Here is a 21,671-nt window from a genome sequence, read left to right as displayed (position 1 = left end):
AGGGCAACTGTAGCGGACGCCTTGCAGACTGTGAACGCAGGACAGCCACTTCAGACTGGCTTCAGATTTCTCCGGGATACTGCGCCGAACGCATGAACCCAGGGGGATACCATGACCCAGAACGATTGCGGCGCGATGTTTCCATTGGCCATAGGCGTGCATCCCGAGCGCCAGGCCCATCTGCTGCTGCATGGCGTGTCCGACCCAGGACGCGCCGAACTGGAACAGTTCATCCATGCCCGCTTCCAGTCCATTCACCACGCCGACGTCCATCACTATCTGCCTGAGCTACTGGGGCTGTACGACAGTCACCATCGTCTGATCGCCGCGGCGGGCATTCGCCCGGCCATCAGCGGTCCGCTATTTCTCGAACGCTATCTCGATGAGCCACTGGAGGCTTGCGTATCGCGCCTGGCCGCCGGCACGGTGCAGCGCTCGGAACTGGTGGAGGTCGGGAACCTGGCCGCACTCAGTGCGGGCAGCGCGCGGATCATGATCATTGCCGTGACCTGGTTGCTGGCCGAACGTGGTTTGCAGTGGGTGGCCTTCACAGGGGCGACGACCTTGGTCAACAGCTTCCATCGACTTGGCCTGGTGCCAACGGCACTGGCCCCGGCGGACCCGGAGCGCCTGCACGGCGAGGCAGCGAGCTGGGGGCATTACTACGCCCAGCATCCGCAAGTGTTCGTCGGACGCATCGGTGGTGGCTACACGGCGCTCGCCCAGAGTGGGGTATTCGAGCGGTTTGGCTTGCCGGTATCTGTACAGGAGGCCGGTCATGCCGCATGAACTGCAAGCGTTTCAGCAGATCCTGCACCGGCATGCACGTAGCCGTGGCGCGCAACCCGCCGTGCAAGGCAGCAGCGGCGCGTTTACCTATGACCAGCTGCTGGCCGAAGTGCAATGGCGGCAGGACTGGTTGGCCGGGCAACCTCGCGGTACCTTCGTGCTGGCCCTGGAGAATGGCCCCGAGGCCTTGTTCTGGGACCTGGCGGCACTGTTCGGCGATCGCCCGTGCGTGATCCTGCCGACGTTCTTCAGCCATGCCCAGCGCAGGCACTGCCTGGAGCAGAGCGGCGCGGTACTGGCGGTGGCCGATGAGGGCTTCGCCGAGGACCTGCGCCAATGCGGCTTCAACCCGCGTGAACAATACTGGACGCGTGAAGCCACAGTCGCCCAGCCGTTGCCCCTCGGCACCGCGAAGATCACTTACACCTCCGGCAGCACGGGGGCGCCCAAAGGTGTGTGCCTCAGCGCCGACAGCCTGTTACGGGTCGCCAGTGAGCTGGAGGCCGCCAGCCGCGCTGCGGCACCGGGCAAGTACCTGGCAGTGCTGCCTTTGGCCGTTCTACTGGAGAACCTGGGCCTGTACGCCGCCTTACTGGCAGGTGCCAGTGTAATGCTGTACCCGCAGCAGCAGTTGGGCATGGGTGGCGCCAGTCAGGTCGACTTCAAGCGTCTGCTGGGCTGCATCGCGTTGTCCGGAGCCGAAAGCCTGATTCTGGTTCCACAGCTGTTGCTGGGTCTGGTCACGGCCATCGAGCGGGGCCTGATGCGTGTGGGGCCCTTGCGCTTTGTCGCGGTGGGCGGTGCGCGAGTGGCTTCCAGCCTGCTGCAGCGAGCCGAGGCCGTCGGGCTTCCGGTGTTCGAGGGCTACGGGTTGTCCGAATGCGCATCGGTGGTATGCCTCAATCGTCCTGGCGAGCAGCGCCTGGGCAGTGTCGGGCGGCCCTTGCCCCATGTGCAGGTACGTATCGCCGAGGACGGCGAGGTACTGGTCTGTGGCTCGGCCCTGCTGGGTTACCTGGGGGAGCCTGGGTTCGACGGCGCCTGGTGGCCCACGGGGGACATCGGGCACTTCGACCCGGACGGTTTCCTGTACCTCGATGGGCGCAAGAAGCACCAGTTCACCACCAGTTTCGGACGCAACGTGAACCCTGAATGGGTGGAGGCCGAGTTGACGCAAGGGGGCGTGATCGCGCAGGCGTTCGTGCACGGCGAGCACCTGCCCCACAACCTGGCGTTGCTCTGGCCGCTGGACCCGTCAGCGTCCGATGAAGCGATCGAGCAAGCGGTGCGTCAGGCCAACGCCGGGCTGCCGGACTATGCCCAGGTGCATGCCTGGAGGCGTTTGCCCGAGTCACTGAGTGTTGCCCAGCAGACCCTCACGGCCAATGGCCGCCCGCGGCGTGAACACATTCTGCAGCGCTACGAGTCGCTGCTAACTGAAATTCAATGAAAGAGGTCCATCATGTCATTCTTTGCAACCTTGCAAGCGGAAACCGCCGAGGAACGTACGGCGTTGTTCAATGTGCCTGTGATCAAGGACGCGCTTGACGGCAAGGCCAGCCTTGAGTCCTACAGGGCCTTCCTCGGCCAGGCGTATCACCATGTCCGGCATACCGTGCCACTGATGATGGCCTGCGGGGCGAGACTGCCTGAGCGGCTGGAGTGGCTACGCGGTGCGGTGTGCGAGTACATCGAAGAAGAATATGGCCACGAACACTGGATTCTCAATGACATCGCTGCCTGCGGTGGCGAGCCGCAACAGGTACGCGATGCGCGGCCGGCGCTACCCATCGAGCTGATGGTGGCGTTTCTCTATGACCAGGTCGCCCGTGGCAACCCCGTGGCGCTGTTCGGAATGGTCAATGTACTGGAAGGCACCAGCATTGCCTTGGCCACTCAGGCTGCCGGTTCCCTGAAGCAAGGCCTCGGCCTGCCGGACACCGCATTCAGCTACCTCAGCTCCCACGGCGCGCTGGATCAGGACCACATGGCCACGTATCGCAAGCTGATGGATCGCCTCGACAGTCCCGAGGACCAGCAGGCTGTAGTCCACGCAGCGAAAGTGGTGTACCGGCTGTACACCGCGATGTTCGAAGGGTTGCCACGCGCCAACCGGGGCGAGGTGCGCCATGCGGCTGTCTGACTGCGTGGTGGTGCTGACTGGCGCGAGCGGCGGCATTGGCCTTGAGTTGGCGGATCAACTCTGCGCGGCGGGGGCGCGGGTGTTGGCGGTCAGCCGCCACCTGGGCAAGCTGAGCAGCCTGATGAATCGCTACCCGCAGCAATTGCGCTGGCAGGCGGCTGATCTGTGCAGCGCCGAAGGCCGCGGCGAGGTGTTGGCAGCGGCGCGGGCCATGGGCGGTTTCAATGTGTTGATCAACGCGGCGGGCGTTAACCGTTTCGCCTTGATCGAACAGCTCGACGAAGCCGCGCTCGACGAACTGTTCGACCTGAACATCAAAGCCGCAGTGAAGCTCACCCGCATCTGCCTGCCACTGCTGCGCGAACAGCCTGCGGCATTGGTGGTGAACGTAGGCTCGACCTATGGCTCGATCGGTTACCCAGGCTACGCCACCTACTGTGCCAGCAAGTTTGCCCTGCGTGGTTTCTCCGAAGCCTTGCGGCGCGAACTGGCCGACACCACGGTAAGCGTGCTGTATGCCGCCCCTAGGGCCACCCGTACGGCAATGAACAGTAGTGCAGCGACGGCCTTGAACCAGGCTTTGAAGGTGGGCATGGACGACCCGCAAGATGTTGCCCGCGCCGTGCTGGCGGCGGTGCAATCGGACCGCAACGAGCTGTACCTGGGGTGGCCAGAGAAATTATTCGTCCGTCTGAACGGCATGCTACCGGGCGTGGTCGACCGCGCGCTGCGCAAGCAACTGCCGCTGATTCGCCGCTACAGCACCTCGCACAGCAAGGAGTCGAGCAAATGAAACCCCTGATACTGGCCAGTCTGCTGGTCATCGCGCCTTTCACCTGGGCCTTGGATCAAGCCGGCACGCAGCAGCTCGGTGCCATCCAGCAGCGCTGGGCCGAGGTTCGCTACCGTGTACCCGAGGCGCAGCAGGCTGCCGCGTTCGAGGCCCTGGCCGGGCAATCGGCGGCCCTGGTTCACCAGCACCCAGGTTCAGCCGAGCCGTTGATCTGGGACGGAATCGTCAACAGCAGTTGGGCGGGTGCCACCGGCGGGATAGGGGCATTGGGCAAGGTCAAGGCGGCACGGGCCAGCCTGGAAAAGGCCTTGGCCATGGACCCCAAGGCCCTGCAAGGCTCCGCTTACACAAGCTTGGGGGCGCTGTATGATCAGGTGCCGGGGTGGCCATTGAGTTTTGGCGACCATGACAAGGCCGAAGCGATGTTGCGTCAAGCCCTGGCGATCAACCCTGATGGCATCGACAGCAACTACTTCTGGGCTGACCACTTGTATCGGCAGAACCGCTACGATGAGGCCCGCGCCGCACTGCAGAAGGCCTTGCAAGCGCCCGCCCGGCCCGGCCGCGAATTGGCCGACCAGGGCCGGCGAGGGGAAATCGATGCTTTACTCAAGGCAATCAAGGACAAGCAGGATTAAGCATGCGTCTACTGCTGGTTGAAGATGATGCAGCGTTAGGAGAGGGGATCTGTGACGGCCTGCGCCAGGAAGGGTATACCCTCGACTGGCTGCAGGATGGCGCCAGTGCGCTGCACGCCCTGGTGCACGAGGCTTTCGATTTGGTCATCCTGGACCTGGGGCTGCCCCGGTTGGACGGTATCGAACTGCTCAGGCGCCTGCGCGCCAGCGGCAAGAACCTGCCAGTGCTGATACTCACCGCCAGGGATGCCACCGAAGATCGCATCAATGGCCTGGATGCCGGGGCCGACGACTACCTGGTCAAACCCTTCGACCTGAACGAGCTCAAGGCCCGGTTGCGGGCCCTGCTGCGCCGCAGTGCCGGTCGTGCGCAACTGGTCATCGAACATGCCGGGGTGCGTCTGGACCCTGCGACCCAGCAGGTGTATTACTTGGACCAGCCGGTGGTGCTGACACCCAAGGAGTATCGCTTGCTGCACGAACTGCTCGCGCAACCGGGCAAGGTCTTCACCCGTGAGCGCCTGACCCAGTTGTTGTATGGGTGGGATGAGGAGCCTGAAAGCAACACCCTGGAGGTGAACATCTACCAGCTGCGCAAGAAGCTGTTCAATGGCTTGATCCGAACCGTGCGAGGTATTGGCTACCTGGTGGAAGGCCATCGATGAGTTCATTGCGCCAGCGCACGTTGTGGCGCGTCATGCTGTCGTTGCTGGTCGGGAGCGGAGCGCTTGCGCTGTACAACTACCACGACAGTCGACACGAAATTAACGAGGTCTATGACGCCCACCTGGCGCAGAACGCGCGGCTGTTGCAAGGGATCATGAGCCTGCCGGTGCAGGAACAGAGCCGCGATGCCCTCTACCGTGCCTTCAACGAGGCGCTGAGCAAGGCGGGGCACCACAGGGTGGGCCACCCTTATGAAAGCAAGCTGGCATTCCAGGTCTGGTCCGATGATGGCAGTTTGCTGGTGCACACGCCCAGCGCACCGCGTATCGAGCCAGCCCCGCGCACGCCGGGGTTTGCCGATATCGTCGTGGCCGAGCAGCGCTGGCGCAGTTTCATGCTGCCGGTACCCGAAAAGCGCTGGGTGATCTGGGTCGGCGAGCGCAACGATGTTCGCTATGACCTGATCGACCGCATCGTGCGCCACACGTTGATGCCGTTCCTGCTCGGCAGCCTGGTGCTGGCACTGTTGGTCTGGGCGGCGATTGGCTGGGGGCTGAAGCCGTTGCAGAACATGGCCACGGTCATACGCGCGCGCCACGCCGAATCCCTCGAGCCCTTGCAGCTGGTACCGCTACCGGCTGAGCTCGAGCCCATGCAGGCCGCGATCAACCGGTTGCTCGCGCAGATCGACGAAATGCTCCGGCGCGAGCACCGTTTCATCGCCGATGCCGCCCATGAGATGCGCACGCCGTTGGCAATTCTGCGCCTGCATGCGCAGAACGCGCTTGCTGCTGCCAGCGAGGCGGAGCGACAAAAGGCGCTGACCTACCTGATTGGTGGTGTCGACCGCCTTGCCCGGGTGGTCAACCAACTGCTGACCCTGGCGCGGCTGGAGCCACAACTGGGCCCGCGTGACTGGCAGCCGGTCGATCTGGCTGAGGTGGTCACCGATACCCTGGCCGACCTGACCCCTTGGATGCTCGCACGAGGACTGGAGCCTTCCCTGGACATTGCCGAAGCTGACTACCGCGTCAGTGCCGATGCCGGTGCCCTGGGTATCGCCATCCAGAACCTTGTGACCAACGCTGCAGATCATTCGCCAGCGGGTGGACGGGTGAGTGTACGCCTGCGTCGCGAGGGCCAGACAGTGCGGCTGGATGTTGATGACGAAGGGCCTGGCATCGAGCCTGCGAACCTGAAGCGGGTCTTCGAGCGCTTCTACAGCAAGGATGCACCCAATGGCGCTGGGTTGGGGCTATCGATCGTCGCCGCCATCATGAGCCGCGTGGGCGGCAGCGTGCAGTTGGACAACCGGGCACCGCATGGCTTGCGTGCAACGCTGCGTCTACCGACGAAGTCGTGAATGCCTTCAGTGCTTCTGGGCGAGCTGGATCAGGTTGCCGCAAGTGTCATCGAACACCGCGGTGGTGACCGGCCCCATGACGGTAGGCGGCTGGGTGAACCTCACGCCAGCTTTGCACAGGCGGGCGTACTCGGCCTGGATATCGCGCACCCGAAAGGTCGTGAAGGGAATACCCTCCTGCTTGAGCGCTGACTTGTAGGTCTTTGCTGCAGGGTGTACATCCGGTTCGAGCAGCAGTTCGACCCCGTCAGGGTCATTGGGTGAGGTGAGGGTCAGCCAGCGATGCTGGCCCATGGGCAGGTCATGCTTGGGTTCGAAGCCGAGCACGTAATGGTAGAAGGAAAGGGCCTTGGCCTGGTCGTCTACGAGGATGCTGGTGACTACGATCTTCATGGGCGTCCACCGTTTCCAAAGCTCGTTATCCTCTAGTAAAGCTGCTCTGCATCGTTTGGCCAGCGTTATCCGAACTCGGCCTGAGCCTTGGGGGGACGGGCCGGCGGTTGCCCCCTCCCTTGATGGAAAAGGGCGCGCAAACCACCGGCGCGTTCTAGCCTGAACCGCTATCAGAACGTGGCTTTGACCTGCAGGCCAACCACCAGTGCGTTGTCGATGTCCTTTCCGGAGAAGGCGCCTGGCTCGATGATGTATTGCACATCAGGTCGTAGGTTCAGCCATGGAGTGGCCTGGTAGCCGTAGCTCAGCTCGATCAGTTGTTCGGCGCTGTCGATATCGGGGAAGGCCTGGCCATTGTTCAGCGCAGTTTCTTCCAGCACGTCGCGGCTACGCGGGTTCGGCACGGCGCGACCGTAACCCAGGGCCAGGGTATCGCGAGGGCGCCCTTCGAACGGCTTGTACAGCACCACACCGGCGCCATACCACTTGGTGAATGGCGAGGCGGCCTTGCTCGATGCCGAATACTGGCCGAAGGCATGCAGGCTGCGGCCAGCCGATTGCGGATCGTTCCACACGGCTTGGTCGATCAGCAGGTAGTGACCACCACGGCCCGACAGTTCGTCGTCGCTGCCAATGCGTTTTACATCGGAGCTGTCGTAGTAATAGCCCAGCTTGTACTCGCCCGGCAGCTCGCCTTGAAGCTTGTACACCAGCTCTACCGGAACCACGGTGCCGGTGGTGTGCTTCGGCCCCAGGTGCCAGGCGCGACTGGAGTTGCCATTGCTTTCGGGGTCGACATTGAACGCCGCGACGCGCAACTGCCAGGACGGCGAGAAGTCGTACTTCACACGCACACCGAGGTGGGCGTTGGGATAGTTGGTCCAGCCGCTACCGCCCGACATGTTCAATGGGTGGCCGCAGAAACCGGCGTTCATGAAGTTGCACAGGATGCCGCTGTCCAGCCCGCCCAGGTCGTTGCCCATGGCCATGTAGCCGAGCTTGACGTTCAGCGCCGGGGTGAACAGGGTGCGCTCATAGCTCAGTTCGGTCAGGCGGGTGTAAAGGCCGCCGTAGTTTTCCTGGATCGGAAGACGGTTGCCCACCAGATCTTCCGAGGCGCTGTTGCCGCGACGGTCATTGATGGTCAGTTGGACTTTGCCGCCGTTATCCAGGCCGTAGAGCTTGGACAGGTCAAACTGCACACCGAGCTTGAGGTTCTGCGAATAGCGCGCGGAGCGGTGCAGGCCGCCATGGGCGTTGTAGGCGGTTTCGCCGCTGTAGTCACCGGTGAATTTGATGCCGTCCTCTTCCAGCTGGTGACGCAGGCCGCCCCAGTCACCGGTCAGGGTGCTGCGGGTCATGAGGTCGCCATCGGCCAGGGCTGTGGTACTGGCCAGGGCCAGGAGTAGAGCAGTGGGGGTGTAGCGAAGAGCGGGGGACATTACGGGGTCTCGGATAGTCTTTCAGGGCCTCATCGCCAGCAAGCCGGCCACTACTGGGACCTTCGCGGGTCCTGTAGTGGCCGGCTTGCCGGTGATGACGGACGAAGCGGTTTACGGCAAGGCGTACGAAATGACGTAGTCGCCACGGTCGGTCGACTGACGGGCACCGCCGGCAGTGACGACCACATACTGCTTGCCGGTTTTCGGCGAGACATAGGTCATCGGGCCACCCTGGCTGCCTACGGGCAGGCGGGCTTTCCAGATCTCGTTACCGTTGCTGCTGTCGTAGGCGCGCAGGTAGAAGTCCTGGGTGCCGGCGATGAACACCAGGCCACCTTGGGTCGACAGGGTGCCGCCAAGGGTCGGCAGGCCGATCTTGATTGGCAGGTGCATACGAATGCCGAGCGGGCCAGTGTCTTCGACGGTGCCGACCGGAACCTGCCAGGCAACCTGACGGGTTTTCATGTCGATGGCGGTCAGGGTGCCAAAAGGCGGTGCCTGGCATGGAATGCCGGCTACCGACAGGAAGCGGTTCTTGTTCACCGCGTAAGGCGTGCCCTTGAGAGGTACCGCGCCCATGCCGGTGTTCAATGCTTCACCACCACCTGCGGCCTGACCCTTGTTCTGCGATGGGATCATCTGGATCCACAGGCCCAGGCGCATGTCGTTGACGAAGATGAAACCGTGTACCGGATCGGTAGAGATGCTGCCCCAGTTCATGCCACCCAGCGAACCCGGGAAGCTCAGCGACAGGTCGGTACCCGGCGCGGTGTACAGGCCGTCGTAGCGCATTTTCTTGAAGTCGATGCGGCACAGCAGCTGGTCGAACGGCGTGGCACCCCACATGTCCGATTCGGTCAGGGTCTGCGCGCCGATCTGCGGCATACCCACCGATTTCGGTTGCGTCGGGGAGTACGGCTCGTTAGGGATATTGCCCGGCTTGACCGGTACTTCGTCAACCTGGGTCAGCGGCTTGCCGGTGGCGCGGTCGAGTACATAGATCTGCCCAGCCTTGGTGCCGATCACCACCGCAGGAACGGATTTGCCGTCGTCCTTGGTGAAGTCGATCAGGCTCGGCTGCATTGGCAGGTCGAAGTCCCACAGGTCATTGTGTACGGTCTGGAACACCCACTTCTGGTTGCCGGTGGTGGCGTCGAGGGCCAGCACCGACGCGCCGTAGGTGTGGTCCAGCTTGCTGCGCTCGACACCGTAGATGTCGGTGGACGAGGAACCCATCGGCAGGAACAAGGTGTTCATCGCCGGATCGTACGACATGGGTGCCCAGCTGTTGGGGGTGCTTCGCACGTAGGTCTTGTCACCTGTCGGTGCGTTGCGATCTTCCGGATTGCCTGGGTCGAACGCCCAGCGCATGGCCCCGGTGATGACGTCGAAGCCACGGATCACGCCGCCTGGCATGTCGGTCTGGACGTTATCGGCAACGCGGCCGCCGACCACGACGGTGGTACCGGCCATCAGCGGCGCGGACGAAAGCTGGTAGTAGGAGTCAGGGACGTTGCCCAGGCCAGCCTTGAGGTCGACCTGGCCATTGTTGCCGAAGCCCTGGCAAAACTCACCATTGTCGGCGTCGACGGCAATCAGGCGACCGTCGATGGTGTTGGTCAGCAGGCGACGCTGGCAGTTGGCGCCGGCTGGCACGCTGGCCTGGGTGATTGGCGAGCTGTTTGGCTGGGTCGGCTGTGCGATCGGCGCGGTGGCGTCGAAGTAGGCCATGCCACGGCAACGCTGCCAGACTTTGGACTGGGCGTTGATCTCGTTCTTCCACAGCTCTTTGCCGGTGTCGGCGTCGAGGGCGATCAGGTTGTTGTGCGGCGTGCAGATGAACACCTTGCTGCCGATCTGCAGGGGGGTCAGCTGGTCCTCGGCCCCGTTGCCGTCGCTGAGGGCGACGTCACCGGTGCGGTAGGTCCAGGCCACCTGCAGCTTGTCGACGTTGGCGCGGTTGATCTGGTCCAGCGCGGCGAAGCGGTTGCCACCTTCGGTGTTGCCGTAGTGGGCCCAGTCTTTCTGTGCTTTTTCCGGCGCCACTGGGGTCAGGCCAGGGCCTTTACCGGTGGGGGCGACACTGGGGTGGGCAACGAACATGTTGCCGACGGCGATGGCCAGCACCACAGCCAATACGCCCGCGATGCCATAAGCGCCACGGCCGGCGCTGGCACCGTTGGCGCGGGCCAGCATTGGGTACACCAATGCCACCACCAAGCCAATCGCGGCAAACATGAACAGGCGCGAGAACAGCGGCCAGAACTGCAAGCCGGCATCGACCAGCGCCCAGATCACGGTACCGACCAGGAACAGGGCGTACAGCCAGGCACCGGCGACCTTGCGGCGTGCGATGAGGACGCCGGCGATGGCCATGGCCAGGCCGCCGATCAGGAAGTACCAGGAACCGCCCAGGCCAGCGAGCTTGATGCCGCCAGCAGCCAGGAGAAGGCCAAGCAGGGCGACGATTACGCCCAAGCCGACCAGAATGAGGGTTGTGGCGCCAGAGGCGCGCGGGGTTTCTTTCATGCCAGAGATCTCAGCAGGTGGAATGCGGCGGAGTTTAAGCCCTTAGCAAGCTAATTAACAAGTTAGTACAAAATTTTCTGAGGCTGATTGTCGCAGGGTTGAACTTGCCAAGGAGTGGCTAAAAGTCTAGATCAGGCCGGTAAATGTGCACGGGGTGTGCCGTTCGTGTTCATTTGTCGATGTGACGCAGTAGACTTTCGTCGTAATGCGCCACCCAGGGGCAGTCGGTAACGCTGCGCGGCGCCGCCACCAGCGGGCAGCAGGCAGGCGTTCAGTCAGTGGACGTGGGCAGGTCGGCTCAGCTATTTGGCCAGGGCAGGGAGGCGCTGTAGAACACCGCGAGCCAGATGGTGGAAGTTTGCTGGGAGGTCCACTCCACCCGATGGCGGCAGTGGGGAGGAATGTCGAGGCAGTCCCCCGGCTTGAGCAGGCGGGTATGGTCTTCGTGCTCCAGACGCAGCCCGGCTGCGCCGCTGAGCAGCACGACCCATTCGCCTTCGGCCTGGTCGTACCAGAAGCCGGGGGGGCTGGCCTGGCCGGTGGAGACGATACGTTCTATGCGCAGGCCGGGGCGCTTGAGCAACGCGTCGACCAGTTCGACGTCGCTCGGGCAACGGGACGGAAGTGCGTCGAATACATTCGCAAGGGGCATTTGGGATCTCGCTCTACGGGGGTGTTTCCACTATGAACGGGAGGAGTCATCAGTGCGCTTCTTGACCTGCCACACCGATTGTAGGACCGTTCCGAGATTTCAACGGCGGGAAAGATATGGACAAGCTCTTGGCGATGAAGATGTTCGTGGCCACCGTCGATGCACAGGGTTTTTCAGCCGCTGCCCGCTCCCAGGGTGTGGCTCCGTCCTCGGTCACCCGGCTGGTCGATGCCCTGGAAGGCGCCCTGGGGGCCACGTTGCTCAATCGCTCCACCCGCCAAGTCAGCCTGACCGAGGCGGGGGCCCGCTACTATGAGCGCTCACGGGCGATTCTCGAGGCGTTGGCAGAGGCTGACGCCAGTGTGGCCGACCGAGGCGAGGAGCCGGTAGGGGTGTTGCGCCTGTGCTTGCCGGTGGAGTTCGGTCGCCGGGTGATCGCCCCGCATCTGGGGCCGTTCATGGCACAGCATCCGGCGCTGGAGTTGGACATCGACATGAGCGACCGTCTCGATGACCTGCTCGATGGCCGTTATGACCTGTCGATCCGCTTGGGCGACCCGGCGCCGGATGACGAACTGGTCTGCCGCCAGCTGGGCACTTTCGACCGCTGGCTGGTGGCCAGCCCGGCGTATCTGGCTGGGCGCGAGCCGTTACTCCACCCTCGGCAGCTGCTGGATCACGCCTGCCTGCGTTTTCGCTACGGACAAAAAGCGCGGCCCTGGCGTTTGCGCCAGGCAGAGCAGGCGTTGGAACTGGACGTCAGCGGGCCGTTGCGCAGCGCCAACGCCGATATGTTGCGCGAGGCTGCCCTTGCGGGCTGCGGCATCGCTCTGCTGGCCGACTGGCTGGTGCGCGAGGACGTGGCGGCTGGCCGGCTGCAGCGGATTTTCGGTGATTGGCAGGCAAGCCCAGGCGCGGCCAGTGACAGCATCAATGCGTTGTACCTGCCCAATCATCGTGGCTCGCGTCGGGTCAAGACATTCGTCAGCTTCTGCGAAGGCTTGCTCAAGCCCTGAGTCGAGGCTTTCAAAGGATGGCCTTCAGCGACCCAAGGGCAGCGCCGCGCCAATCAGCGCGAACAGGCTGGCGCAGCAGCGATTGAATCCTTTGCCACCTTTGGCCAACCAGGGACGGATGCGAAATGCCAGACGCGCCAGCACATACTCGACCAGGCACTCGACGCTGGCGAAAGTAGCAGCCATCACCACGAACTGCATGAGCAGCCCGCGCTGCGGGTCGATGAATTGCGGCAGGAAGGCGCCATAGAACAGCAGCACCTTGGGGTTGGCCAAGGCCGACAGCAGGCCCTGGCGAAACAGTCCGGCATTGTTCAGTCGAGCAGGCCGCGCGTTCATCTCCAGGTGCAGGGCTGGGCTGCGCCATAGCTGGATCCCCAGCCAGATCAGGTAGGCGCCGCCAACCCACTTGAGCACGGTCAACACCGAGGCAGACGCTTGCAGCAGGGCGCTAAGGCCGAACATGGCCAGGGCGATCAGGGCGCTGAAGCCAAACACACCGCCGACGATGGTGAACAGCGTCCGGCGAGCGCCGTACTGGGCGCCGTGGGTCAGGGCCAGCAGGCTATTGGGGCCTGGGGTCAGCGACAGGCCGGTGCTGGCCAGCAGGTAGATCAGCCAGGTGTCGAGTGCCATGTAAAGTGCCTTGTCGATTCACAGACGTCCAGTTTAGGGTACGCCGTTCGAATCAAAGGGTATTATCTGGCCATTCAATGGTGTTTTCTGGACATTGTGCAATGCCCCCTGATCTTCGCCTGTTGATCCTGCCGTTGCCGGATTTTGCCTTGCTGCCCTTCGGCGGCTTTCTCGACAAGCTGCGTTTCAGCGCCGACGATGAGGATTACAGCCGTCAGCGGTATTGCTGTTGGACATTGCTGGGCCTGACTGACGATCCGGTGCCATCGAGCAGTGGGGCGGTGGTCCATGTGCACGTAACGCCGGAGCAGCTGGAACTGCGCGGTTACGACTACCTGGTGGTGTTCGGCGGACGCAGCGCGGGCGCAACCGCCCAGCTCGCTCCGCGTTATCAGGGCCTGCTCAGGCAGGCTGTCAAGGCGGGCGTGAAGCTGGTCGCAGTCGACAATGCAGCCTTTCTGCTGGCGGCTTGTGGCTTGCTGGACGGGCACAAGGTGGTGGTGCACTGGCGCCACGAAGTGGAGTTCAGAGCCAGTTTCCCGCACCTTCAGGTTCTGCCCGAGCAGCTGTACTGCATCGATGGCGGGCGCATTACCTGTGCAGGCGGTACGGCGGTCATCGACCTTGCAGTGGAGCTGTTGTCGGCAGCCTGCGGTCGAACCCGTGCACTCAAGGGGTTGGCCGACATGTTGGTGGACGAAACACGCCACAGCCGTCACGCGCTGCGCTCGCTCGAAACCGGGGCTGGGCAGGGGCGTCAGGTTACGCGGGCCTTGGCGCTGATGCGTCACCATCTGGGGGCGAAGCTGTCCGTCGAACAACTGGCCAGCGAGCTTGGCATCAGTCGGCGCCAGCTGGATCGACAATTCCAGGCCAGCCACGGCATGAGCGCCAAAGGCTGGTGGCTGGAGATGCGCTTGCAGCAGGCGCGTTGGCGACTGCTCAATTCCAGTCACAGCTTGGCGCAGATTGCCGACGAGGTAGGGTTGGGCGATGCGAGTTACCTGGGCAAATGCGTGCGCCGGCGCTTTGGTTGCACGGCGCAGGTCTTGCGCCGGACAGGTCCTTGAAACCCCTTCACCAGAAGGACTTACTGTGGACTGCCGAACAGCGCCGTCCAGTAGATGCCTGCATCGCTTTTCGGGTCCACCGCATAGGCCGCGCCCAGTTCGCGGAAGTCTGGGTTCATGAGGGTGGCGCAGTGTCCTGGGCTGTCCAGCCAGCCGTCGACCACCTTGCGCGCCGTATCGCGACCGGCGGCGATATTCTCGCCGATTTGCTGATAGAGGTAGCCGGCAAGCTCGGCGCGGTCGCCCGGGGTGCGGCCATCCTTGTCGACATGGTCGAAGAAATTCTGATTGGCCATGGCTCGGGTATGGCTGGCGGCCACGCCTGCCAGCGTCGCGTTCCAGCCCAGTGCGGGGGCAGCGGCATAGGGTTGGCCACCGCATTGGCGTGGCACCTTGCGTGCGGCATTGATCGCCTGCAGCACCTTTTGCCCCTCGGCTTGCCAGTCGCCCAGCCCGCCGCTTAGCAGCGGACGGGCAAGAACGATACGCCAGTCACGGCCTTCCTGGCTCACACCGATGTCGACGAATTGGGGGTCGAGCACCACCTGGCAAAAGCTCTCTTCGATGGCGTTCATCGCGGCACGGGCGTCGCGCGGGCCGGACAGGCTGATGGCCTGGACATTGACCATGGGGTAGGCCGCGCGGGACATGGCCTGCTGCAGGTCGCGGGTGCCTTCCGGCGACAGTGCCAGGCGCGTATCGCTGTTCAGGGGCGGCAGTTCCAGCGACACCTCGCCGCCGCAGCGTTGCGTCTGACTGCGATAGGCATTGATCGAATCGATCAGTTGCGCCTCTTCGCCAGTAACGGCCAGGGCCCCCGTCGAGACGACCAGGCCCAGTGACAAGGCGGCAACGGATGACAGGACGCGCATGTGGATCTCCCTATGGCTGGCAGCGTCTTGGTAAGCGCTGCCCATCCTACACAAGCTCGAGGCTTTTGGCCCGGAATCGTGCAGCTTGCCGGTGAAGCCGGCAGAAAGGTTATGGGCGGCAAAGGAGGGGATAGACCATTGGTCGCCGGAAAAGTGCGATCCAATGACCTGGCTCAGCGGGCCAACGCCTGGTTTGGCTTGTAGAACAGAAAATGCTGGGTCTCGGCGGTCTTGCGGTAGGCCTTGGCCCACTCCGGGTGTACGTTGCGGTCATGGAAGTACAGTGCGCCGCCTGTGGGGTCCTTGAGTTGCTGGTTGAGGGCCCTGCGCGCGATTTCCTTGGCGATGGTGTAGCGCTGTTCTTCTTCGACCTGGTCCGGGCGACCATCGCACCACCAGGAGAACTGGCAGGATTTGGTTTCGACCCCTTGCTTGACCACCGCGCAGATCGAGTCCGGGAAGCCCTCATGGCCCAGGCGATTGAGCACTACACTGGCCACCGCACTCATGTCCTCGTCCGTGGCACCCTTGGCTTCCCAGTAAATGGTCCGGGCCAGGCAGGTGATGCTGTCGTCCATCGGCGACTGGCCGGCCGGGTCCACCGCTTTTACCTCGCTCGGGGTCAGGGTTTCGCTTTTCTTCGGTGGCGGGGCATCCTCGACGACTTTTTCCTCGAGCGCTTCGGCCTTGTCCTCGGCGACCGCGGCCTTGGTACTGTCGGCCGCGTGAAGAGGGCCTGCAAGCAGGGCTGTGGTCAGCGCGATTACCATCCACGATAGGCGCATGGGCGAATGTCCGTACTGTGAGCTGAATCACAGTCTAGCCAATCGCCATCAACTCAACGTCAGCGAGAGCATCAATGGCAGGGTGACTGCGCCAGCCATTGTCTGCAGGGCGATGATGGTGGCCATCAACGGTGCGTTGCCGCCCATTTGCCGGGCCATGACATAGGACGATGAAGCCGTGGGCAACGCCTGGAACAGCACTGCCACGACGGCCGCCTGACCGCCCAGCCCCAGCAGCCGGCACAGCCCCCAGGTTGTGAGCGGCATGACCAGGAACTTGAACGTCGAAGCGGCCACCAACGGCCGCACCTGCTGGCCAAGTCTTGCACCGCCCAGGGCCGCTCCCACGCAAAGCAAGCCCAAGGGCAGGGCAGCCTGGCCCAGCGCCTTGACCGTGGGTTCGATACCCGCGGGCAGACCCAGGCCACTGAACCGCAACAGCAGCCCGCCCGCGCAGCCGACGATCAAAGGGTTGGCAAAGATTGCCCGCAGTACCGTGATCGGTGAGCTGTGGCGTGCGCTGAAACGAGCGAAGACCAGGACGCAAAGCAGGTTCACCAGCGGCACGATCGCTGCGTTGGCAACTGCCGCCAGTGCGATGCCGGCGCTGCCATAGATGCCGGCTGCCAATGTGGCCCCGATGTAGTTGTTGAAGCGCACGCCGCCTTGGAATACCGAGGTGAAGTCGGCCCCGTCATGGTTGGCGGCGCCTTGGTAAAGCATCAGCAGCAAGGCACCCAGCACGGTCGAGAGCATCAGCACGACAACCATGCCCATTACCGGAACGCCATCGAGGTTGGCGGTCGCCAGGCCATGCAGGAACAGCGACGGCAGCAGCACGTAGTAACTGAGGCGTTCTGCGCCGGGCCAGAATGGTTCGGCCAGAAAACCACGAACGCGCAGGAAGGTTCCCAAGGCAATCAGCACGATGATCGGGACCAAGGTGGTCAGCAGCAGGTGGAGCATGGTCGGTGTTCCGTTGTCGGATTCCGGCACAGACTAGCGTGGACCGATGTTTGGGAACACGTTGTTTTGCACACAGACGGTTGACGGGTGTAATGCCGCGCTCAGAAACCAGCGCCGCGCACCTGGCGGCCAGCGTGGTGGCCATGTGAAGAGGGCCGGCTTTTGCCGGCCCTCGAGGCTCAGACGCGGAACTGGTCCATCAACGCCTGTTGCTGGTTGGCCAGGCTGTTGAGCGACTGGCTGACCCGCGCCGACTCGTTGGCTTGCCCGGACAGCGACTCGGTCACATCGCGAATGGTCGCCACATTGCTGTTGATCTCTTCGGCCACCGCGCTCTGCTCCTCGGCTGCTGAGGCGATCTGCAGGTTCATGTCGGTAATCACCGTCACGGCCTGTCCGATACGCTGCAGCGCGGTCACGGCCTGTCCGACCTGCTCGACACCGCCCTGGGCCTGGCGGTGGCTGTTGTCCATGGCACCGACCACTTCGCGGGTACCGGCTTGTAGGGCTTCGATCACCTGACGGGTTTCTTCCACCGATTCCTGGGTGCGTTGCGCCAGGTTGCGTACCTCATCGGCGACCACGGCGAAGCCACGGCCGGCTTCACCCGCCCGTGCAGCCTCGATGGCGGCGTTCAGAGCCAGCAGGTTGGTCTGCTCGGCGATCGAGCGGATCACTTCCAGCACCGAACCGATCTTCTCGCTGTTCTGTGCCAGCCCTTCGACCTCGGCCATGGCGGTGCTCATGTCGGCGGCCAGGGTGTCGATGCTCTGGGTGGTGCGGTCGATTACCGCAAGGCCTTCGCGGGTTGCCTGATCAGCATCGCGGGCGGCCTGGGCGGCCTGGGCTGCGCTGCGGGCGACGTCCTGAGCCGTGGCGCTCATTTCATGGGATGCGGTGGCGACCTGGTCGACCTGGCGGTATTGCTGCTCCATGCCGGCGCTGGTCTGAGTGGCGATGGCCGAAGACTGGTCGGCGGTGCCGCGAGCAGCCTGGACCGAGCGTTTGACCTCGGCAATGGTGGGCTGCAGTTTGTCCAGGAAGCGGTTGAACCAGCCAGCCAGTTCACCGAGCTCGTCGCGCTTGTCATAGGTCAGGCGGCGGGTGAGGTCGCCTTCGCCACTGGCAATGTCCTTGAGCATCGCCGCTACCCCAAGAATCGGTCGGGTGACGCCACGGGCCATCAGCCACACCATCAGCAGACCGGCGATCGCCGCTGCCAGGCCCAGGCCCAGTTCAAGCAAGGTGCCGCTGGTGTTGAGGGTGTCGAGTTCGCGCTTGAGGGTTTCAGCCGGCCCGGTCAGGGCGTTCTCCGGCACATCGAGCAGTACACCCCATGGCTGGGCGCCTGGGATCGGCTGGAATGCCGTCAGTACCTTCAGACGTTGCTGGTCGTGCAGGACGTTGAGCTTGCCTTCCGCCAGCTTGCGGACCAGTTCGTCGCCCTTGGCCGGGTCAACCTCGTCGAAACGATGGGCAAGCTTGCTGGCGTCGGCGCTGTAGCCTGCCAGCAGGCCTGCCGGGCTGAGGATGCCGACGGTGGTACGACCTTCGTACAGGCTGCGGCTGGCGTCTTCGCTCAGGGCTTGCAGGCTGTTGAGATTGATGTCGACGGAAAGCGTCGCGACCACTTTGCCCTGAACCGACAGCGGGAAGACGATGCTGGTCATCAGCACCCGTTGGCCGTCGATGTCATAGAAGTAAGGCTCGACCACGCAGACTTTACCGGTGGTGCGTGGGCACACGAACCAGGTGTTGGCCGGCTGCCCGCTCGGCCCGATTTGGGTATCGGTCAAGTCGCGCTCGGGGAGGGACATGGAGGTCAGCTGGCCTGCTCGTGGTTGCGACCAGTACAGGGAAAAACGCCCGGTTTCGTTGCTGCCCAGCTCCGCCTTGTCTGCGAACAGGCTGTCTTTGTTATCCAGAGCGTTGGGTTCGAACACCAGCGACAAGCCGAGCAGGTCGGGGTTGGCCTGCAGCGCGGCGCGCACCTGGCGGGTCATGTCCTCGCGCAGGTCGAAAGCGTCGAGGAAACGCTTTTCGGCTTGTTCGCGCAGGAACAGCACCTGACGGGCGAACCCTGCGCCGTATTGATAGGCGTCCATGAACTGGCGGCGAATGTTCAGCGCTTGGACTTCACCTTGTGACTCGATGCGTGCCTGGGCTGCCTGGGTGAGCATCTGCGTGCTGCTTTGCTTGACCAGGTCCGAACTGTGGTCCATGCGATACAGCGATAGTCCTACAAGCAACGTGACAATACCCGCCAGGCAGAGACCGGCGAGCAGGGTGATTTTCCACTGGATGGAAAGTTGTCGCAAAGGCATGGGGAGAATTCCCTTGTAATAGGTCTGGGCTAGAGACTGTGTCGGCGCTGAAATTTTTTTCTTTATTCGAACGATCAATTTAATTTTTGGCCCAGCCTGTGGCGACGCGTTGATAGCCTCGAAACAGGTCGACACATGGCGCTTTTGACATCCTTCGCTCGGTGCTTCAGAGTGCGCGCTTTTTTTCTGTCGCAAACGAGGTAAGCCAAACCATGAATGCAGTGATCGCCGCGGTCGGCATCATGCTGATACTCAGCCTGTCTCGGGTGCATGTGGTCATCGCCCTGATTATCGGTGCGCTGGCTGGAGGGCTGTTCGGCGGCCTGGGTATCGAAGGTACGCTAAAGGCGTTCAACGGCGGCTTGGGCGGTGGTGCCACGGTGGCGCTGTCCTATGCGTTGCTGGGTGCGTTCGCCGTGGCCATCGCCAAGTCCGGGCTGGCCCATGCGCTGGCTGACCGTGCCCTGGCCATGATCGACCGCCAGGGACATGCCGAGGGTGGTCGGATGAAGTGGCTGCTGATCGGCCTGATGCTGGTGGTGGCGGTGTCGTCGCAGAACATCCTGCCTATCCACATCGCCTTCATTCCATTGCTGGTTCCGCCCCTGCTGTACGTGCTGACTCGATTGCGCATCGATCGACGCCTGATCGCCTGCGTCATCACCTTCGGCCTGATCACGCCCTACATGTTTCTGCCGGTAGGCTTCGGCAACATCTTCCTCAATGAAATCCTGTTGGCCAATGTCGCTCGCGCCGGGGTCGATGTCAGCGGTATCAACGTGACCCATGCGATGGCCATTCCGGCTGCCGGTATGCTGGCAGGCCTGCTGATCGCGGTGTTCTTCAGCTACCGCAAACGTCGTGACTATGACCTGGAACGCATCGAGCAAGTGGAGCAGGTCAGTGTGCAGTACAACCCTCTGACCCTACTGGTGGCGGGACTGGCCATTGCCTGCGCGTTCATCGTTCAATTGTGGCTGGATTCGATGATCATCGGCGCGATGGTGGGTTTCCTGATCTTCTCGCTGTCGGGCATCGTGCGCTGGAAGGACACGGACGACCTGTTCACCGAGGGCATGAAGATGATGGCCATGATCGGCTTCATCATGATCGCCGCTTCGGGGTTCGCCGAAGTGATGAAGGCGACTGGTGAGGTCAAGGGCCTGGTCGAGGCATCGGCGCAGTGGATCGATCACAGCAAGGGCATCGGTGCCTTGCTGATGTTGCTGGTGGGACTGCTGGTGACCATGGGCATTGGCTCGTCGTTTTCCACGGTGCCCATCCTGGCGGCGATCTTCGTACCGCTGTGCGTGCAACTGGGCTTCGACCCGGTGGCCACCGTCTGCATCGTCGGTACTGCTGGAGCGCTGGGGGATGCGGGTTCGCCGGCGTCAGACTCGACCCTGGGTCCAACTTCAGGTCTGAATGTCGACGGCCAGCATCACCACATCTGGGATACCGTGGTGCCGACCTTCATTCATTACAACCTGCCGCTGCTGGCCTTTGGCTGGCTGGCGGCAATGGTGCTGTAAGGCTGGCCGCCGTCAGCCCTCGCTCGGCGGAGGAGAAATGCGGTTGAGGACGGTGCTGCCGTCCTTGCTGCGGGTCAGGTAAACCGGCAGGACCTTGGGCAGGTTGTCGACCAGCCGCTCGACCTCGCGGGTGTTGTAGATACCGCTGATACGGATCCGGCCGGTGCTGGCATCGGCGAGCAACAGCGGTGCGTCGAGGTAGCGGTTGATCACCGGCAGGGCCTGGTCGAGGCTCAGGTTGTCCAGAATCAGTTTGCCGCTGCGCCAGGCCAGGGCGTTGCCAAAGTCGTTGCTCTGCACCAGTTGCGGCTCGAAGTCGCCGGTGTGGTAGCTGGCCTGCATCCCAGGGCCCAGGCGGTAGCCGCCTTCGCTGCCGTCGCTGCTGACCAGAACCGAACCTTCCACCAGGGTGACCTTGACCTCGTCCTGGTACTTCCACACGTTGAACTGGGTACCGGTGACGCGGGTCTGGCCACGACCGGCGTGGACGATGAACGGGTGCGCACTGTCGTGGGTGACGTTGAAGAACGCCTCGCCGCGCTTGAGCCTGACCTGGCGTTGATCCTTGAAATTGAGGTAGGTCAGCTCGGTGTTGAGGTTGAGGTCGACCTGGCTGCCATCGCCCAGTTGCACGGTCTGCATCCGGCCGTCGGCTTCGAAGTGCTGGTACTGGTTGGGTAACCAGCCTTGTTCCCACCCGATCCAGCCCGCCAACGGCAGTACCGCCAGGGCAATGGCCGCGGCAGAAGCGAGCGGGCGCCACGTGCGAGTGCGGCGGGTGACGTGCGGCGCCGGATTGAATTCGACCACCGTGGCCGTACGGGGCAGCAGCTCGGCGGTATCCCAGATCTCCAGCATCGCCTGGTACTCTTCGGCGTGCCGCTTATCGGCGGCCAGCCAGCGAGTGAACGCCTCGCGCTCGGCCGCCGTGCAGTCGTCGGCATGCAGACGCATGCACCAATGCGCGGCGGCGTCGGTAATGGCATCGTCAGGGGCGGGGGTCAAGGGATCGTGGTTCATTGCGGCTCCGGTTTTGCGCATTCTACCCCTGGCGAGGGGTTT

General features: G+C 63.3%; 19 protein-coding genes and 2 pseudogenes. 10 read left to right on the top strand and 11 right to left on the bottom strand.

Features of this window, described 5'->3' with window-relative positions:
• Positions 1-111 precede the first annotated feature (111 nt).
• The 7 genes from IF103_RS13305 to IF103_RS13275 are packed head-to-tail and all read left to right on the top strand — an operon-like array spanning position 112 to position 6,392.
• Positions 112-789 (top strand): thermostable hemolysin, encoded by a 678-nt coding sequence (locus tag IF103_RS13305; RefSeq protein WP_023380865.1) that lies wholly within the window; start codon positions 112-114, stop codon positions 787-789.
• Positions 779-2,239: an AMP-binding protein gene (locus IF103_RS13300; protein ID WP_027906695.1), complete on the top strand. Its 1,461-nt coding sequence runs from the start codon at positions 779-781 to the stop codon at positions 2,237-2,239. Before IF103_RS13305 ends, IF103_RS13300 begins: the two co-directional genes overlap by 11 nt.
• 12 nt (positions 2,240-2,251) lie before the next feature.
• Positions 2,252-2,932: an iron-containing redox enzyme family protein gene (locus tag IF103_RS13295; protein WP_023380863.1), complete on the top strand. Its 681-nt coding sequence runs from the start codon at positions 2,252-2,254 to the stop codon at positions 2,930-2,932.
• A complete protein-coding gene (locus tag IF103_RS13290) occupies positions 2,919-3,725 on the top strand; it encodes an SDR family oxidoreductase (RefSeq protein WP_023380862.1) in 807 nt (268 codons plus the stop codon). The genes IF103_RS13295 and IF103_RS13290 overlap by 14 nt, the downstream gene beginning before the upstream one ends.
• Positions 3,722-4,363, top strand: a complete 642-nt coding sequence (locus tag IF103_RS13285) for a tetratricopeptide repeat protein (protein WP_023380861.1) — start codon at positions 3,722-3,724, stop codon at positions 4,361-4,363. The genes IF103_RS13290 and IF103_RS13285 overlap by 4 nt, the downstream gene beginning before the upstream one ends.
• Positions 4,364-4,365: 2 nt before the next feature.
• On the top strand, positions 4,366-5,028 hold the full coding sequence (locus IF103_RS13280; protein ID WP_023380860.1) for a response regulator: 663 nt from the start codon (positions 4,366-4,368) through the stop codon (positions 5,026-5,028).
• The gene (locus IF103_RS13275) at positions 5,025-6,392 is read left to right on the top strand and encodes an ATP-binding protein (protein ID WP_027906693.1); all 1,368 of its coding nucleotides are present in this window, start codon (positions 5,025-5,027) and stop codon (positions 6,390-6,392) included. The genes IF103_RS13280 and IF103_RS13275 overlap by 4 nt, the downstream gene beginning before the upstream one ends.
• A gap of 6 nt (positions 6,393-6,398) precedes the next feature.
• On the opposite strand, the gene IF103_RS13270 is transcribed toward IF103_RS13275, so the two are convergent.
• The 4 genes from IF103_RS13270 to IF103_RS13255 all read right to left on the bottom strand — a co-directional run bounded on the left by IF103_RS13270 (position 6,399) and on the right by IF103_RS13255 (position 11,408).
• The gene (locus tag IF103_RS13270; protein ID WP_023380858.1) at positions 6,399-6,785 is read right to left on the bottom strand and encodes a VOC family protein; all 387 of its coding nucleotides are present in this window, start codon (positions 6,783-6,785) and stop codon (positions 6,399-6,401) included.
• A gap of 170 nt (positions 6,786-6,955) precedes the next feature.
• Positions 6,956-8,227, bottom strand: a complete 1,272-nt coding sequence (locus tag IF103_RS13265; protein ID WP_202675390.1) for a carbohydrate porin — start codon at positions 8,225-8,227, stop codon at positions 6,956-6,958.
• A 111-nt stretch (positions 8,228-8,338) separates the two neighbouring features.
• The gene (locus IF103_RS13260; RefSeq protein WP_202675389.1) at positions 8,339-10,756 is read right to left on the bottom strand and encodes a glucose/quinate/shikimate family membrane-bound PQQ-dependent dehydrogenase; all 2,418 of its coding nucleotides are present in this window, start codon (positions 10,754-10,756) and stop codon (positions 8,339-8,341) included.
• Between the two features lie 298 nt (positions 10,757-11,054).
• On the bottom strand, positions 11,055-11,408 hold the full coding sequence (locus IF103_RS13255) for a cupin domain-containing protein (protein WP_023380853.1): 354 nt from the start codon (positions 11,406-11,408) through the stop codon (positions 11,055-11,057).
• A gap of 116 nt (positions 11,409-11,524) precedes the next feature.
• On the opposite strand from IF103_RS13255, the gene IF103_RS13250 reads away from it, so the two are divergent.
• On the top strand, positions 11,525-12,424 hold the full coding sequence (locus tag IF103_RS13250; RefSeq protein WP_027906690.1) for a LysR family transcriptional regulator: 900 nt from the start codon (positions 11,525-11,527) through the stop codon (positions 12,422-12,424).
• A gap of 24 nt (positions 12,425-12,448) precedes the next feature.
• Here IF103_RS13250 and IF103_RS13245 read toward each other — a convergent pair whose 3' ends face one another.
• Positions 12,449-13,060, bottom strand: a complete 612-nt coding sequence (locus IF103_RS13245) for a LysE family translocator (protein ID WP_027906689.1) — start codon at positions 13,058-13,060, stop codon at positions 12,449-12,451.
• A 101-nt stretch (positions 13,061-13,161) separates the two neighbouring features.
• Here IF103_RS13245 and IF103_RS13240 point away from each other — a divergent pair, with 101 nt between their 5' ends.
• Entirely contained in the window at positions 13,162-14,130 is a 969-nt protein-coding gene (locus tag IF103_RS13240; protein ID WP_027906688.1) for a GlxA family transcriptional regulator, read from the top strand.
• A gap of 20 nt (positions 14,131-14,150) precedes the next feature.
• Here the strand turns inward: IF103_RS13240 and IF103_RS13235 are convergent, their stop codons facing one another.
• The 5 genes and pseudogenes from IF103_RS13235 to IF103_RS25415 form a co-directional block, all read right to left on the bottom strand.
• Positions 14,151-15,002: a CAP domain-containing protein gene (locus IF103_RS13235; protein WP_023380848.1), complete on the bottom strand. Its 852-nt coding sequence runs from the start codon at positions 15,000-15,002 to the stop codon at positions 14,151-14,153.
• 173 nt (positions 15,003-15,175) lie between these two features.
• Positions 15,176-15,787 (bottom strand): cell wall hydrolase, encoded by a 612-nt coding sequence (locus IF103_RS13230; RefSeq protein ID WP_041925504.1) that lies wholly within the window; start codon positions 15,785-15,787, stop codon positions 15,176-15,178.
• Positions 15,788-15,835: 48 nt separating this feature from the next.
• Entirely contained in the window at positions 15,836-16,753 is a 918-nt protein-coding gene (locus IF103_RS13225; protein WP_202675388.1) for an AEC family transporter, read from the bottom strand.
• A gap of 179 nt (positions 16,754-16,932) precedes the next feature.
• Positions 16,933-17,445: pseudogene (locus IF103_RS25420) on the bottom strand (methyl-accepting chemotaxis protein); the annotation flags it as partial.
• Positions 17,446-17,838: 393 nt separating this feature from the next.
• Positions 17,839-18,756: pseudogene (locus IF103_RS25415) on the bottom strand (methyl-accepting chemotaxis protein); the annotation flags it as partial.
• Positions 18,757-19,289: 533 nt separating this feature from the next.
• Here IF103_RS25415 and IF103_RS13215 point away from each other — a divergent pair.
• Complete coding sequence (locus IF103_RS13215; protein WP_023380842.1) at positions 19,290-20,609, top strand: Na+/H+ antiporter family protein; 1,320 nt, start codon at positions 19,290-19,292, stop codon at positions 20,607-20,609.
• A 12-nt stretch (positions 20,610-20,621) separates the two neighbouring features.
• Here the strand turns inward: IF103_RS13215 and IF103_RS13210 are convergent, their stop codons facing one another.
• Positions 20,622-21,629: a FecR family protein gene (locus tag IF103_RS13210; protein WP_023380840.1), complete on the bottom strand. Its 1,008-nt coding sequence runs from the start codon at positions 21,627-21,629 to the stop codon at positions 20,622-20,624.
• Between the last annotated feature and the right edge of the window lie 42 nt (positions 21,630-21,671).

Source organism: Pseudomonas sp. SK2 (assembly GCF_016772395.1).
Classification (GTDB): domain Bacteria; phylum Pseudomonadota; class Gammaproteobacteria; order Pseudomonadales; family Pseudomonadaceae; genus Aquipseudomonas; species Aquipseudomonas taiwanensis.
Note: the sequence above shows the minus strand (reverse complement) of the source record. Positions and strands in the feature narration are given on the sequence as shown.

Bases quoted from the DNA above. Each gene is read 5' to 3' on its own strand.
- IF103_RS13270 (WP_023380858.1), bottom strand. From the start codon at position 6,785: ATGAAGATCGTAGTCACCAGCATCCTCGTAGACGACCAGGCCAAGGCC.
- IF103_RS13250 (WP_027906690.1), top strand. From the start codon at position 11,525: ATGGACAAGCTCTTGGCGATGAAGATGTTCGTGGCCACCGTCGATGCA.
- IF103_RS13255 (WP_023380853.1), bottom strand. From the start codon at position 11,408: ATGCCCCTTGCGAATGTATTCGACGCACTTCCGTCCCGTTGCCCGAGC.
- IF103_RS13280 (WP_023380860.1), top strand. From the start codon at position 4,366: ATGCGTCTACTGCTGGTTGAAGATGATGCAGCGTTAGGAGAGGGGATC.
- IF103_RS13245 (WP_027906689.1), bottom strand. From the start codon at position 13,060: ATGGCACTCGACACCTGGCTGATCTACCTGCTGGCCAGCACCGGCCTG.
- IF103_RS13305 (WP_023380865.1), top strand. From the start codon at position 112: ATGACCCAGAACGATTGCGGCGCGATGTTTCCATTGGCCATAGGCGTG.
- IF103_RS13275 (WP_027906693.1), top strand. From the start codon at position 5,025: ATGAGTTCATTGCGCCAGCGCACGTTGTGGCGCGTCATGCTGTCGTTG.
- IF103_RS13265 (WP_202675390.1), bottom strand. From the start codon at position 8,227: ATGTCCCCCGCTCTTCGCTACACCCCCACTGCTCTACTCCTGGCCCTG.
- IF103_RS13285 (WP_023380861.1), top strand. From the start codon at position 3,722: ATGAAACCCCTGATACTGGCCAGTCTGCTGGTCATCGCGCCTTTCACC.
- IF103_RS13230 (WP_041925504.1), bottom strand. From the start codon at position 15,787: ATGCGCCTATCGTGGATGGTAATCGCGCTGACCACAGCCCTGCTTGCA.
- IF103_RS13260 (WP_202675389.1), bottom strand. From the start codon at position 10,756: ATGAAAGAAACCCCGCGCGCCTCTGGCGCCACAACCCTCATTCTGGTC.
- IF103_RS13290 (WP_023380862.1), top strand. From the start codon at position 2,919: ATGCGGCTGTCTGACTGCGTGGTGGTGCTGACTGGCGCGAGCGGCGGC.
- IF103_RS13210 (WP_023380840.1), bottom strand. From the start codon at position 21,629: ATGAACCACGATCCCTTGACCCCCGCCCCTGACGATGCCATTACCGAC.
- IF103_RS13240 (WP_027906688.1), top strand. From the start codon at position 13,162: ATGCCCCCTGATCTTCGCCTGTTGATCCTGCCGTTGCCGGATTTTGCC.
- IF103_RS13300 (WP_027906695.1), top strand. From the start codon at position 779: ATGCCGCATGAACTGCAAGCGTTTCAGCAGATCCTGCACCGGCATGCA.
- IF103_RS13295 (WP_023380863.1), top strand. From the start codon at position 2,252: ATGTCATTCTTTGCAACCTTGCAAGCGGAAACCGCCGAGGAACGTACG.
- IF103_RS13235 (WP_023380848.1), bottom strand. From the start codon at position 15,002: ATGCGCGTCCTGTCATCCGTTGCCGCCTTGTCACTGGGCCTGGTCGTC.
- IF103_RS13215 (WP_023380842.1), top strand. From the start codon at position 19,290: ATGAATGCAGTGATCGCCGCGGTCGGCATCATGCTGATACTCAGCCTG.
- IF103_RS13225 (WP_202675388.1), bottom strand. From the start codon at position 16,753: ATGCTCCACCTGCTGCTGACCACCTTGGTCCCGATCATCGTGCTGATT.